The sequence below is a fragment of the Streptomyces aquilus genome (assembly GCF_003955715.1).
Taxonomy (GTDB): Bacteria; Actinomycetota; Actinomycetes; order Streptomycetales; family Streptomycetaceae; genus Streptomyces; species Streptomyces aquilus.
Window position 1 is genome coordinate 4050115 of the sequence record NZ_CP034463.1, and the last position, 12866, is coordinate 4062980.

The following is a 12866-nucleotide window of genomic DNA, read 5'->3' on the forward strand; positions in this document are numbered from 1 at the left end:
AACCTGCTCCGCGAAGCCCCCCGAAGCTGTCCAGCGAAACCGGCCCGCGGAACCGCCCCGCGAGACCCCGCCCCGAGACCCCGCCCCGAGAAGACGTCACGCGTACCGATAGATCCTGCCGACGTCCTCCAGCGAGTCCGGCGTCACGTCCCACGGCGGCAGCTTCTCGTGCCGCGCCACGATCCGCCGGTACTGCGCACTGCCCGGCTCCGCCGGCTTCGCGGGCAGGTAGCGGGCGCCGGGATGCCGGCGCTGCCAACGGGACCATTGCAGGTCGACGAAGGCGTGGTGCATCCAGAACACGGGGTCGTTGACCGACGCACCGCCGACCATCACACCGCCGACCCAGCGGTGCACCCGGTTGTGATTGCGCCAGGCGGCGGAACCCCGCCCGCTCCCCCACCCCTCCAGCCGGTTGCGGAACCCCTTCGCCGCCGTCGAGTCCCACGGCGAGACGTCGTAGACCGGGTCGGCCAGCGCCGACTCCAGCTCGGCCTTGGTGGGCAGTTCGATCGGGTCGCGGGCGCGGCCGAGGTCCCGGGTGAGGAACTCCCCGTCCGTGACCCCCTCCTTGATGGTCCAGTTGCCCGTCGCGTAGGCGAACGGCCCGGTCGTCACCTGCCGGTCCGAGCGCCGTCCGGTGCCGCCGAGCAGATCCGCGGTCCAGGGCCCGGCACCGGCCTTGCGGTCCTTGGTCCAGTCCCAGTACGGCACCGTCACCGACGCGTCGACCCGGCGCAGCGCCCGCTCCAGGTCCAGCAGGAACCGGCGGTGCCAGGGCAGGAACGACGGCGCCATGTGGGCCGTACGCAGGCCGCCCTCGCCGTCGGTGACGTAGAAGTCGATGTGCATCCGTACGAACTCGTCGTACTCGCCACGCCGTTTGATCTCCAGCATCGCCTTCACGAAGCGCCGCTTCTCCGCGCTCGTGAGCGTGCTCGCGTCCTTACGGACGTACGCCATGACGTGCCCCCATGTCACCCATGTCACCCATCTCGCCCATGCCCATGTCACCCGTCTCGCTCATGGTTGCCGTGTGGCCCATGCGGGTCTCGCGCAGTTGCTGGCCCGGCCCCAGCTCGTCGACGGCGGCGCGGGCCGCTTCGAGAGGGGTCTCGTACGACCGGTAGTGGTCGACCATGCTCAGCCAGGTGCCGTCGGCGCGGCGCATCAGCTCCAGCTGGCGGCCGTCGACGGTGACGTGCCACTGATCGGCGTCGGAGGCGCGGCCCGTGGTGGTCTTGATGCCGCGGATGTGGCGGCCGCGGTAGGTCTCGTCGAAGGCGACCTCGCCGGGGTTGTCGGCGCCGCGCGGTGGCCGGGAGGCGGCGACGAGCGGCGCGAGCGCCAGTGCCCCGGCCGCGGTGAACAGCCCACGCAGGACGTCCCGTCGACCGCCCCCGCCCCGTACGACGTCCGGCACCCGGCCGGGTCTGGCCTGCCCGTTCGGGCCGGGCTCCGCCCCGACCGCCACGGCACCGGCCACGGCACCCGCCACGCCGCCTGCCACTCCGCCCGCTACTCGGCCCGTCACTCCACCGACACTGACGACCATCCTGTGCTCCTCCTGGTTCGATCGATCCGTAGCGGTAACCGAGAAGGAGCCCGCACGGTCACCGTCCGGTGGTCCGGACGGAGCCGTACGGGCTCCCGAAGCGAGCGCGGGCCCGCGGGGCGGGCGCGGGCGCGGGTCGTGGCTAGAGGCCCGGCCCGGCGACCAGGTTCGCGGCCGGCACGGTCTGCAGGACCGGCGTGAGCACGCCCACCTGGGGCAGCTTCGGCTCGGGGAGGCCGAAGTTGTCGGCGTTCGGCGCGGTCAGCGGGGCGTCGACGGACAGGCCGGGGGCCAGCGTGCGCAGGTCGGAGGCGGGGGCGGCGACGCCGACGTGGTCGAAGTCGTCGCCGAGGATGTGCGGCAGGGGCGCGTGCACACCGGCGCCGGGCAGCCCGCCGGAGACCGGCAGCTGCGGGATGACCCGCTCGGGCAGGAGCCGTCCCTCGACGTACCGCGGGCCCTCGGGGGCGCCGGGCATCGGCAGCGGGATCTCGCCGCCGAGCTTGGGCAGCTCCACGTTGAGGGACTTCTCGACGCCGTCCAGCGGCACCGGGACGGGGACCGTGTCCACCGCTGCGGCGGGGGTCGCGGTGGCGCCCACCGCGGCAGCGACGCCCGTGATGACGGCGGCAAGGGTTCGGCGGGTGGTCGGCTTCATCTCAGGCACGGTCCCTTTCAGGGTTCAGCGGTCTCAACGTCCGTACCGCGTAACGATCCTGATCCGGTCACCAGCGCAAGATTCCCCCGGCTGCCGCAGTAGTACGACGGCTCCATAGGCTGAATATCGGCAGGGCGTAAGTCGGATCGCCTGCAAAGCCCACCGGCGACGGGGGCCGACGCCCGCTGGCGGACGGGCCGACGCCCCCGGCGAAGACGACCGGCCCGGCACCGGCTCGGGCACCCGAGGGGCCGAGGCCGGTCGCGCCGCCTCGGCCCCCTCAGCCCCGCACCTTCTCGGCCTTCTCAGCCCCGCAGGCTCCGCGCCGGCAGCACGATGTGCGCCGCGGCGTTCAGCGTCTCGTCCGCGCCGGCGAACGCGGCCAGCGCCTCCGGCTCGACGGGCTTGCCCGGCTCCGCCTCGGGCCAGGGGCGGGTGGTGAACACGAAGTAGGCGAAGCCGCGTTCGGCGACGGCCTCCAGCCACTCCGGCGGCGGGGTGCACTGCGCGTTGAAGCCGGGCATGTTGACGACCGCCGTGCCGGACTCGACGAGCAGGCTGACCGGCAGGGTCGGCCGGGCGTTGCCGTCGACGAGGTCGCCGCCGACGGGCAGGCCGTTGTTCTCCAGCAGCGCTTCGACGGCGGCCGTGGCGGCCTCCGGTCCGGCCGCGGCGTCCCCGAGGGTGTAGGCGAGGAGGTAGGGCATGTCGCCGTCGGGGGCCTCGCCGCTCCAGGCCATGACGACGAGCGTGCCGAGGTCGGCGGCGTTGAAGGGGCGGGTTTCGCTTGAGGTTGAGGTCACCGCGCGACCTTATCGACGGGTCCGAATGGGTCCCTGTCCGTTCTCACCCGACCGGGCGACATCCCGCACACGGTCCACACGATCGAGGGACGCCTTCTCGAACACGCCGCGAAAAACACACCGCGGAATGCTTTCCGAAAACAAAGGGCCGATTCCGTACGACACGGAATCGACCCTTGTGCAGCAGGCGCGGAATACCTCAGCCACCCAGCGGCAGACCGCCGAGCAGGCCGCTGGAGTTCAGCGTGCCGGTCGCGCCCTTGACGGTGTTGAGCACGGAGTCCTTGTTCTCGGTGTCGAGCGCGTTCGACTGGTGCTGGAGCGGCATCACGTCGGCGGGGGCGAGCCGACCGCTGGTGAGCTGGTTCACGGCACCGGTGAGGCTGGTGGGCGTGACGTCGGCGGCGCTGTAGGCGAACGCGGGCGCGGCAGCGCCGGCGAGGGCCACGGAACCGGCAACTACAGCGGCAGCCTTCAGGGACTTCATCGTGTTCCTTTCAAAGAGAATTCTGACGCCGTGCCTAACGATTCTCCTGCGGCCCGGAAACCCTGTTCGCAGAAATTTTCTGCAACCCGAAAGACCCAAGAGAAAACAATAGGAAAACAAAACGGCCGTTGTGCGGGTCGGTGGACCCGCACAACGGCCGTGACGGCGATCAGGAGGTGGGCAGCAGCCCGCCGACCGCGCCGGTCGCGGCACCGGTGTCCACCGGGAGCGGTGCCGGCAGCGGCAGCGGGAGGCCGCCGGCCAGCAGGAGTGCGAGAACGGCGTTGAGGAGCTTGCTCACCACCGCGGTCGCGGCCGGGACCACCTTGGTGGGGTCGCCGCCGGTGGCGGCCGCGAGCAGGTCGCTGACCGCCTGCTGCAAGGCGGCGAGCGCGTCGCCGACGGCGTCCGCGGACGGCGCCTTGGAGTCGTCGCCGCTCTTGGTCACGGGCAGCGGGAGCAGCCCGGTGACCGGGGCGGCCGCGGCCGGGGTGGTCGGCGTGGTGGTGGCCGGCGGGGTGGTGGGAGCCGCGGTGGGCGCCGGGGTCGTCGGCGTCACCGGGGTCTCCGGGACCGGGACCGGGGCCGCCGCGGTGATCTTGGCGATGGCCGCCTTCACCGCGTCCAGGAGCTGGGTGGCCTGCTCGGGCGAGACCTGGCCGTCGTCGGCCTTGAGCACGGTGTTGAGCACGTCGGTGACCGGGGCGAGCAGGGACCCGAGGTTGCCCAGGGTCTGGACCTGGGCGAGGAGCGCGTCCGCGCCGGGGAGGGGTGCCGTGGCCGCCGACTCGACGCGCTCGCGCTTCGACTCGTGGTCGGCCGCCACCGCGGCGGGCGCGGTGATCGCGAACAGCAGGGCGGCGGTGACGGCGGTGGAGGCGAGACGTAGTGCGGGCAGAGCACGCATGGAGATTCCCTTTCGGTGGGGCGGATCTTGAGCCCACCGTGAAAGCGCTCGCCACACCCCGCAACCGAGGGATTGCGGGGCGTGACCGTCCGGCGCGCGTGTCGTCCCTGGTGAGACGCCCTGTCAAGCCCCGCTCGCCATGTCGGTGCACCGGCCCCCCATTTGGGGCAACGCAAAACCGGCCGCCCTCCTGAGGGGGAACCACAGGAGGACGGCCGGCGAAGGGGTCCGAGCGGACGTCAGTCGTTGACGCACTCGTTGCCGAAGGCGGGGTTCAGCAGGCCGATCACGTTCACGGTGTTACCGCAGACGTTGACCGGAACGTGGACCGGAACCTGGACGACGTTGCCCGACAGGACGCCCGGGGAGTGGGCGGCCGCGCCCTGCGCGCCGGCGTCGGCGGCGGCGATGCCGGCGCCGCCGGCGACGGCCGCGACAGCAGCGGAGGTAAGGACCAGGCCCTTCGCGATACGCGACATGGAGAGGTGCTCCTTGGGTTGACACAAACACGCGGGCGGATGCCCGGCGCTGTGTCAACGCGCGGCACGCGCGGGGGTTGTGCCGCCAATGGGGTGATCTCCGGACGGGCCCGACTTCACCATTCCGACACACTTGTCTGCTTTCTCCGGATTAATACGCATAGCGGCTAGAGTTGCGGACCTCCCGACGCACCCTTATAGCCAGCAAATCGCACTCATCTGACGCCCTGGCATCACGACCCGGGCGTGCCCCCCGTGCCCCGCAACCTCCCGGAAGGGCCACCCCGGTCATGCGCCAATCCCTGCGTCCGCTGCTGCGCCGAGCGACGGTGGGAGCCCTCGTCCTCGTCTCCGTCTGGGCACCGGGCGGCGCCCTCGCGGCGGCCCCGCCCTCCCCGGAGGCCGCACGCCTGCCGTTCACCGAGCGGTACCGCGCGCTCCAGCACGGCGGGATCGTCCGCGCGGCCAACGCCGCCATCAGCTGCCGGGCGACCGCGGCCCAGCCCTCGTGCCCGGCGGTCCGCGAGGGCGGCACGGCGGTCAACGGCGACCTCGACATGTTCTACGTCGACGTCGACACCGACCCGAACACCTACAACTCCTCCCGCGCCGAGGTCCGCCTGCCCGAGGGCGCCCGGGCCACGTACGCGCGCCTGTACTGGGGCGGCAACCTGCGCGTCGGCGAGCAGAAGCCGCCCGCGGACAACGGGCGGGTGCTGATCGCCGAGCCCGGCGGCCAGTACAAGGAGGTCCTCGCCGACACCCTGGTCGGCCACCGGGTGGCCCAGGGCGCGGACGCCTACCAGGCCTCGGCGGACGTCACACGGCTGGTGCGGGAGAGCGGTTCGGGGCTCTACACGGTGGCGCAGCTCAACGTGGCCATGGGGAAGTCGAAGGCCGGCGCCTGGGGCGGCTGGACGCTGGTGGTGGCGTACGAGAAGGCGGCGGAGCCGCTGCGGCATCTGGCCTTCTGGGACGGCTTCGACACGCTGACGTCCGGTCAGGACATCGCGCCGGGCGGTCTGCGCTTCCCCGAGGGTGCCTCCGGCCGGGTGGGGCTCGTCGCCTACGACGGCGACCGCGGCCGAACGGGCGACCGTCTCACCCTCTCGGCCGATCGCCGGGCCCCCGTCGTGCTGGCCGACTCCGCCAACCCCGGTGCCGACGTGCTGAATTCGACGATCAGCGAGCCCGGCGAGCGGCCGGCGACGCGCGTCCCGTCGTACCCGAACACCCTCGGCTACGACTCCGATGTGTTCGATCTCGGGACGGCTCTGCGTCCGGGTGGTGACCAGCTGGCCTTCCGGCTCGTTTCCCAGCGGGACGCGGCGTGGGCCGGCGCGCTCTTCGTCGCCGTCGACGCCCGCAGTTGAGGCGCGTTCCCGCCCGTCCCGAGTGCCATCCGTGAGCGAGGAAACCGCGCAATGCACCAGTCAGCAACCGACCCTCGGCCACGGGTCCTGCACCTTACGCAGCCCGTGGAAGGCGGGGTCGCCCGGGTCGTGACGGACCTGGTGAGGGCCCAGCTCACGGCCGGTTTCCAGGTCGCGGTGGCCTGTCCGGACGGGGACTTCGCGCAGGGGCTGCGGGCGCTGGGCGCCGACGTACGGCAGTGGGCCGCGACGCGGTCCCCGGGGCCGTCGCTGCCGGGTGAGGTACGGCGGCTCGCACAGGTGGTCGAAGAGGTACGGCCCGAACTGGTGCACGCGCACAGCGCCAAGGCCGGTCTCGCCGGCCGGATCGCGGTGCGCGGGCGGATCCCGACCGTGTTCCAGCCGCACGCCTGGTCGTTCGAGGCGGTCGGCGGGACCACCGCGGCGCTCGCCCTGAAGTGGGAGCGGTGGGGGGCGCGTTGGGCCTCCCGGGTGGTGTGTGTGAGCGAGGCGGAGCGCGCGACCGGCGTGCGCGCCGGGATCGCCGCCCCCTGGAGCATCGTCCCCAACGGGATCGACCCCGCCCGCTTCCACCCGGCCGCCGTGGGCACCGTACGCGCCTCTCTCCTGCCCGATGTCGATCCCGCCGCCCCGCTCGTCGTCTGTGTGGGGCGGCTGTGCCGGCAGAAGGGGCAGGACGTGCTGCTGCGGGCGTGGGAGGCGGTGCTGGAGCGGGTGCCGCGGGCGCGGCTCGCGCTCGTCGGCGACGGGCCCGACCGCGATCGACTGCGGGCCCTGGCACCGGATTCGGTGCTGTTCGCAGGGGCCGTCGCCGACTCCGCGCCTTGGTACCAGGCCGCCGATCTGGTCGTCCTGCCCTCGCGCTGGGAGGGCATGGCGCTCGCCCCGCTGGAGGCGATGGCCTGCGGGCGGCCGGTGGTGCTGACGGACGTGGACGGCGCCCGGGAGAGCCTGCCGCCGGGTCTCGTACCGCACTGTCTCGTTCCGCCGGAGCAGCCCGCGCCGCTCGCCGGGGCCGTCGCCGAGCTGCTGCTCGACCCGTTGCTGTGCGAGGCGCTCGGCCATCAGGGACGCCGGCACGTCCTGTCCACGCACGACGTGCGGCACACCACCGAGGCGGTGGCGGACCTGTACCGCGAGCTGCTCGGTACGACAGGTCGCGTCATGCCCTCCGAGTACAGGGAGTCGATCCACTCGTGACCGCGGAAAGCACGCTCCCCTCGCCCGGCGGGCAACCGCACGACCCCGGCTTCTCGCCCGTCGCGGTCCTCGCGTCGCGCGGCGTCACCGGCGGGTTCCGGTTCCCGCACCGCCGCCCGCAGCCCCGGCCCGCCTCGCCCGTGCCGCTGCTCGCCGCGGACCTGGCCGCCGCCCTGTTCGGCGCCCTCGCCCTCACCGGCACCGCGCACCAGCCGCTGCTCGCGGCCCTGCTGGTCGCCGCGTCGATGCTGCTGCGCCCGCAGCTGCCGCGCACGATGCCGGGCGTCCTCGACGAACTGCCCGCCGTGTGCGGCCGGATCGCGGTCGGCTGGCTGGCGGTCGGCGCGCTGGTCGCCGCCCACACCCCGCGGTACGCCCTGTCCTTCACCACCCTCGCCGCCGGTTTCCTGCTCCAGTCGGCGGCGGCCTGCGCGGCCCGCGGCATCGTGCACTGGCGGCGCCGCACGGCCCTGCGCGACCGGCCGCGCGCGGCCCTCGTCATCGGCCCCGCCGCGACCGCGCAGCGCGTGGCCGGCGGGCTGCTGCGCCACCCGCGCTGCGGGGTGCGGCCGGTGGGCGTGGTCGCCGAGCAGCCCGACGGCAGCGACGGCCTGCCCGTGCTGACCACCGGCGAGGAGGTCGAGCGGGCGCTCATCCAGAACGGCGTCCGGGACGTCCTGGTCGTGCACCCCTCGGTACGGACCCAGCAGGGGCCGCTGCTGCGGGCGCTCGCCGAGTCGGGCTGCGCGGTGTGGGAGGTCGACGCGGACTCCCCCTCGTACGCCTCCCGCGACCAGCTCGCCGGATACGCCTGCCGGCGTCTCGACATGGGCGGACGGCGACCCGGCAGCGTCGGCAAGCGACTCCTCGACGTGGTGGTCTCCGGGACGCTGTTGCTGCTGGTCAGCCCGTTGCTGCTGGTGTGCGCGGTGGTGCTGCGGCTCACCGACGGCCCCGGTGTGGTCTTCCGGCAGGAGCGCATCGGCAAGGACGGGCGCCCCTTCACGCTGCTGAAGTTCCGCACCCACCGCCCGGTCGACGAGCACGAGTCGGCGACCCGCTGGAGCGTGGCCGACGAACGCCAGATGTCGTGGTTCTGCCGCTTCCTCAGACGCACCTCCCTCGACGAGCTGCTCCAGCTGTGGAACGTCTTCTGGGGCGACATGAGCCTGGTCGGGCCGCGCCCCGAACGCCCGTACTTCGTCGGCAAGTTCAGCCAGATGTACCCCGGCTACGCGGCCCGCCACCGGATGCGCACCGGCATCACCGGGCTCGCCCAGATCCACGGGCTGCGCGGCGACACCTCCATCGAGGACCGGGCCCGCTTCGACAACGCGTACATCGACAACTGGTCGCTGTGGCAGGACATCTGCATCCTCGCCCGCACCGCCGCCGCGCTCGTCCGCCCGACGGGGAGCTGACCATGAGGCTGCCTCGGGTAGTGCCGGTGCTCCCGGCCGTCATGGTGATCGCCCTGCTGGGGCTGCCGATCGGGCCGGGCGGCGAGGGCGGCGCGGGTCCGGCCGACGCGGTCTCCGCGCTGATGGTGCTGTACTGCGGGATCCGTCTGGTACGGGACCGGCGGCGCCCCCTGTCCCGTACCGCCGCCGTGATCCTGGGCCTGCCGGTGGTCGGGCTGGCGATCGCCGCGACGGGCGCCGCGAGTCCGGGTGCCGGGATCACCGGCATGGGCCGCTACCTCCAGATCTTCGTCCTCGTCCCCGCGGCCGTCCTGCTCCTGATCCGGCACCGCGGTGACTTCCGCGTCCTCGCCTGGTCCTTCGTCGGGCTGGCGCTGTGGCAGGGCGCGATCGGCGTGCGCCAGTTCCTGACCGGGACCGGTGCCTCGTACCAGGGCCAGGAGATCCGCGCCGTCGGCACCTTCGGGGCGCAGGACGTGATGGGGATGGCGACCGTCGTCTGCTTCGGGCTGATCTGCGCGGTGGGGCTGGCGCTGGGCACGACCGCCGTACGGCAGCGGGCGGTCGCCGCGTGCTGTGCGCTGGCGCTGTTCGTGCCGCTGGCCCTGTCGTTCAGCCGCGGGGCGTGGATCGCGACCGCGGTGACCTGCTCGGCGCAGCTGGTGCTGGCCGGGATGCGGCGGGCGCTGAAGGTGGGGGCCGTGGCCGCCGCGCTCGGGGTGATCCTCGTCGGCGGCTTCGGCGTCGGCTCGGCGATGCTCCAGGAACGCGTCAACAGCATCACGCAGGTCACCGACGCACCCGACCAGTCCGTCACCGACCGGTACACGATGTGGGCGGCGGCCGTCGACATGTGGCGCGAACAGCCGCTGACCGGCGTCGGGTTGAAGGGCTTCCCCGAACACCGGGACGCCCACGCCTCGCTCGCGCTGTCCGCGGGCAGCGACACGGAGGGCGCGGGCGCGGCCTTCCGCAAGCAGCCGCTGCTGTCCCCGCACAACATGTACCTCCTGATCCTCGCGGAGCAGGGCCTGATCGGGCTGCTCGCCCTCGCGGGGGGCTGGTCGGCACTGCTCGTGTGTGGGTTGCGGGGGCTGGCGCGGGTGCGTCGCGCCGGGGGCGGTAACGGGCTCGACTGCGGGCTCGTCGCCTGTGGGCTGCTGGTCTGGCAGTTGACCGACTTCGTGTACGCCGACATCGGCGGGCCCTCGACCGTGCTGACGGCCGTGTGCTTCGGGCTGGCGGCGTGGTGGGGGCTGGCCGGGAACGACTCCGGGAAGCCCGTGCGGACGGCGGCGCCCGCGCCGGTGCGTCCCGAGGAGGCAGCCGCACTATGAGGGTGACGCCTTCCCGGCCACCTCGGGGCGACGAGGACGCGGAGGCCGACGCCGGCGCCGAGGCCGGTCCCCGTACCGAGGCCGATGCCCTTGGCTCCGCCGGTTCCGGTGGCTCCGCCGGTTCCCGTGGCGCCGCCGGTTCCCGTGGCTCCGCCGGTTCCCGTACCGCCGCCGGTTCCCGTACCGCCGCCGGTTCCCGTACCGCCGCCGGTTCCCGTACCGCCGCCGGTTCCGGTGGCGCCGCCCGTACCGATGTCGACGCCCCCGCCGGCGACGCCGTGGCGCTCCCCGCCGCCCGCACCGCCGTACCGCCGCCCCCCGGCGCCACCGACGTAGCCCCCGCCTCCCGTCGCTTTCTCGCCAAGGCCACCCTCGTCACCGCCGTCCTCACCGCCGCCGGTGCCGTGCTCGGGCTTGCCCGGGATCAGGCGTTGGCGCGGCTGTTCGGGGCCGGGAGCGAGACGGACGCCTTCCTCGTCGCGTGGACCATCCCGGAGTTCGCGTCCACCCTGCTCATCGAGGACGGCCTGGCCTTCGCGCTGGTCCCGGCGTTCAGCCTGGCGCTGGCCCGGCGGGCCCAGGGCGCTCCCGGCGACCCCGTGCGGGCCCTGGTCGGCAGTACGCTGCCCCGGCTCTGTCTCGCCTTCGTCGCCGTGTCCGCGCTCATCGCCGGCACCGCCCCCTATCTCGTCGAGGCCCTCGCGCCCGGCCTGCCCGACCCGGCGCTCGCCGTCGACTGCACCCGCCTCACCGCGGTCTGCGTGCTCGGCTTCGGGCTCGCCGGGTACTTCAGCGCGGCCCTGCGCGCGCACCGCAGGTTCCTCGCGCCGGCTGCGATCTACGTGGCGTACAACACCGGCATCATCACGGCGATGTTCGTCCTGGGCGGGCAGTGGGGCGTGCGGTCCGCGGCGGTCGGGGTGGCCGTCGGCGGCGCGCTGATGGTCGTCGTACAACTGCCGTCGTTCATCCGGGAGTTGCGGCGCAAGGCGCCCGCCGTCGAGGAGGCGGCCGAGGACTCCGAGCGTGCCGTCACCGGCGCGCTCGTCGCCACCGTCCTGCTCTTCGCGCTGTGCCGGCAGTCGCAGACCCTCATCGAGCGGTTCCTCGCCTCCACGCTCGACGCCGGGGCCATCTCGCACCTGAACTACGCGCAGAAGGTCGCCCAGATCCCGATGACGCTGTCGATGATGCTGTGCACGGTCACCTTCCCGGTGGTCGCGCGGGCGCTCGCCGACGGTGATGTCGAGCGGGCCCGCAACCGGGTGGAGCGGGACCTGGCGCTGGCCACCTGCGTGCTGCTGCTCGGTGCGTCCGTGGTCATCGCCTGCGCCCCGCAGATCGTCGAACTCCTCTTCCAGCGGGGCGCGTTCACCCCCCGGGACACCGCCGCGACCGCGGACGTCATGCGGGTGTACGCCCTGGGGCTGCTCGGTCAGACCCTGACCGGCGTGCTCGTACGGTCGTACTTCTCCGCCGCCCGCCCCAGCTGGTACCCGGTCGCCGCGATGGCCACCGGCATCGTCGCCACGTCCTGGATCGGCGCCTGGACGGTGGGCCCGTGGGGGGTGCTGGGCATCGCCGCCGCCAACGCCTCCGGCATCACCGTGACGGCCGTGGTGCTGCTCGCCGGGATGGGGCCGCGCAGTGTGCCGATCCGGGTCCGGCGCGTGCTGGGCGAGCTGAGCAAGCCGGTGCGGGCGGCGGTGATCGCGACCGTGGCCGGGACGTTCGTCGCCGAGCAGGTGCCGGCGGCCGTGCCCGGGCTCGCCGCAGCCGGCACGACCGCGGTCGCCGTGTTCCTCCTGCTCGCCTGGGCGCTGGACGCCCAGGGCGTCGTACCCGCACTCCGATCCGTACGCACCCTCACGCGGAGGCTCACACATGGCCGCACCCGTTGACCGCGCCGCTCCCGCCGGAGCACGCACCGCTCCCTGGATCGCGATGTACCACTCGGTCGGCGACTGCTCCGACGACCCGTACCGCATCACGGTCACCCCGGACCGTCTCGACCTCCAGCTGACCTGGCTCGCCCGGCGCGGCCTGCGGGGCGTCTCGGTGGCCGAACTGCTGGCGGCGCCCGACCGCACGAGCCTCGTCGCGCTCACCTTCGACGACGGGTACGCCGACTTCGTCACCGGCGCCCTGCCCGTCCTGCGGCGGCACGGCTTCGGCGCCACGGTCTTCGTGCTGCCCGGCCGGCTCGGCGGCGACAACGCCTGGGACCCGCTGGGCCCGCGCAAGCCGCTGCTCACCGCCGACGGCATCCGCGAGGCGGTGCGGGCCGGCGTCGAGATCGGCTCGCACGGTCTCACCCACGTCGACCTCACCCGGGCCGACGACCTCCGGCTGAAGTCCGAGGTCGTGGAGAGCCGGGCCGCGCTGGAGGAGATCACCGGCACGGCGGTCGGCGGCTTCTGCTACCCCTACGGCACCCTCGACGAGCGCGCCGTCGACGCCGTACGGGAGGCCGGGTACCGGTACGCCTGCGCCATCGACCCCGGCCCGGTCGACAGCCCGCTGGCGCTCCCCCGCGTCCACATCGGGCAGAACGACACCGCCGTACGCCTCTTCCTCAAGCACCGGCTGCACCGACTGCGGCGCCGCCCCGTCGAGGGGGTCTGA

13 protein-coding genes are annotated in these 12866 nt (G+C 73.7%); 6 read left to right on the forward strand and 7 right to left on the reverse strand.

The genetic code is table 11. From position 1 onward, the window contains the following. Nucleotides 1-96: 96 nt before the first annotated feature. From EJC51_RS18655 to chpG, 7 genes are all read right to left on the reverse strand, one after another. Nucleotides 97-963 carry a tyrosinase family protein gene (locus EJC51_RS18655; protein WP_126272119.1) on the reverse strand — a complete coding sequence of 289 codons (867 nt, stop codon included), beginning with the start codon at nucleotides 961-963 and terminating at the stop codon, nucleotides 97-99. Next, complete coding sequence (locus EJC51_RS18660) at nucleotides 947-1555, reverse strand: tyrosinase family oxidase copper chaperone (RefSeq protein WP_126272120.1); 609 nt, start codon at nucleotides 1553-1555, stop codon at nucleotides 947-949. The genes EJC51_RS18655 and EJC51_RS18660 overlap by 17 nt, the downstream gene beginning before the upstream one ends. Nucleotides 1556-1697: 142 nt before the next feature. Continuing rightward, complete coding sequence (locus EJC51_RS18665) at nucleotides 1698-2213, reverse strand: hypothetical protein (protein ID WP_126272121.1); 516 nt, start codon at nucleotides 2211-2213, stop codon at nucleotides 1698-1700. 305 nt (nucleotides 2214-2518) lie between these two features. Then, a complete protein-coding gene (locus tag EJC51_RS18670; RefSeq protein ID WP_126272122.1) occupies nucleotides 2519-3016 on the reverse strand; it encodes a DUF5949 family protein in 498 nt (165 codons plus the stop codon). A 199-nt stretch (nucleotides 3017-3215) separates the two neighbouring features. Further along, complete coding sequence (locus tag EJC51_RS18675; RefSeq protein WP_059191876.1) at nucleotides 3216-3503, reverse strand: hypothetical protein; 288 nt, start codon at nucleotides 3501-3503, stop codon at nucleotides 3216-3218. A 169-nt stretch (nucleotides 3504-3672) separates the two neighbouring features. Further along, a complete protein-coding gene (locus tag EJC51_RS18680) occupies nucleotides 3673-4410 on the reverse strand; it encodes a hypothetical protein (protein ID WP_126272123.1) in 738 nt (245 codons plus the stop codon). Nucleotides 4411-4649: 239 nt separating this feature from the next. Continuing rightward, complete coding sequence (chpG, locus tag EJC51_RS18685; protein ID WP_126272124.1) at nucleotides 4650-4889, reverse strand: chaplin ChpG; 240 nt, start codon at nucleotides 4887-4889, stop codon at nucleotides 4650-4652. A 290-nt stretch (nucleotides 4890-5179) separates the two neighbouring features. On the opposite strand from chpG, the gene EJC51_RS18690 reads away from it, so the two are divergent. The 6 genes from EJC51_RS18690 to EJC51_RS18715 are packed head-to-tail and all read left to right on the forward strand — an operon-like array spanning nucleotide 5180 to nucleotide 12866. Further along, nucleotides 5180-6262 carry a DUF3344 domain-containing protein gene (locus tag EJC51_RS18690; RefSeq protein ID WP_126272125.1) on the forward strand — a complete coding sequence of 361 codons (1083 nt, stop codon included), beginning with the start codon at nucleotides 5180-5182 and terminating at the stop codon, nucleotides 6260-6262. A 51-nt stretch (nucleotides 6263-6313) separates the two neighbouring features. Then, a complete protein-coding gene (locus EJC51_RS18695) occupies nucleotides 6314-7483 on the forward strand; it encodes a glycosyltransferase (protein ID WP_126272126.1) in 1170 nt (389 codons plus the stop codon). Beyond that, entirely contained in the window at nucleotides 7480-8904 is a 1425-nt protein-coding gene (locus EJC51_RS18700) for a sugar transferase (RefSeq protein WP_126272127.1), read from the forward strand. Before EJC51_RS18695 ends, EJC51_RS18700 begins: the two co-directional genes overlap by 4 nt. A 2-nt stretch (nucleotides 8905-8906) precedes the next feature. After that, nucleotides 8907-10241, forward strand: coding sequence for an O-antigen ligase family protein (locus tag EJC51_RS18705; protein WP_126272128.1), 1335 nt, complete (start codon nucleotides 8907-8909; stop codon nucleotides 10239-10241). Continuing rightward, complete coding sequence (gene murJ / locus EJC51_RS18710; RefSeq protein ID WP_126272129.1) at nucleotides 10238-12142, forward strand: murein biosynthesis integral membrane protein MurJ; 1905 nt, start codon at nucleotides 10238-10240, stop codon at nucleotides 12140-12142. The genes EJC51_RS18705 and murJ overlap by 4 nt, the downstream gene beginning before the upstream one ends. Continuing rightward, nucleotides 12126-12866: a polysaccharide deacetylase family protein gene (locus EJC51_RS18715; protein ID WP_126272130.1), complete on the forward strand. Its 741-nt coding sequence runs from the start codon at nucleotides 12126-12128 to the stop codon at nucleotides 12864-12866. The genes murJ and EJC51_RS18715 overlap by 17 nt, the downstream gene beginning before the upstream one ends.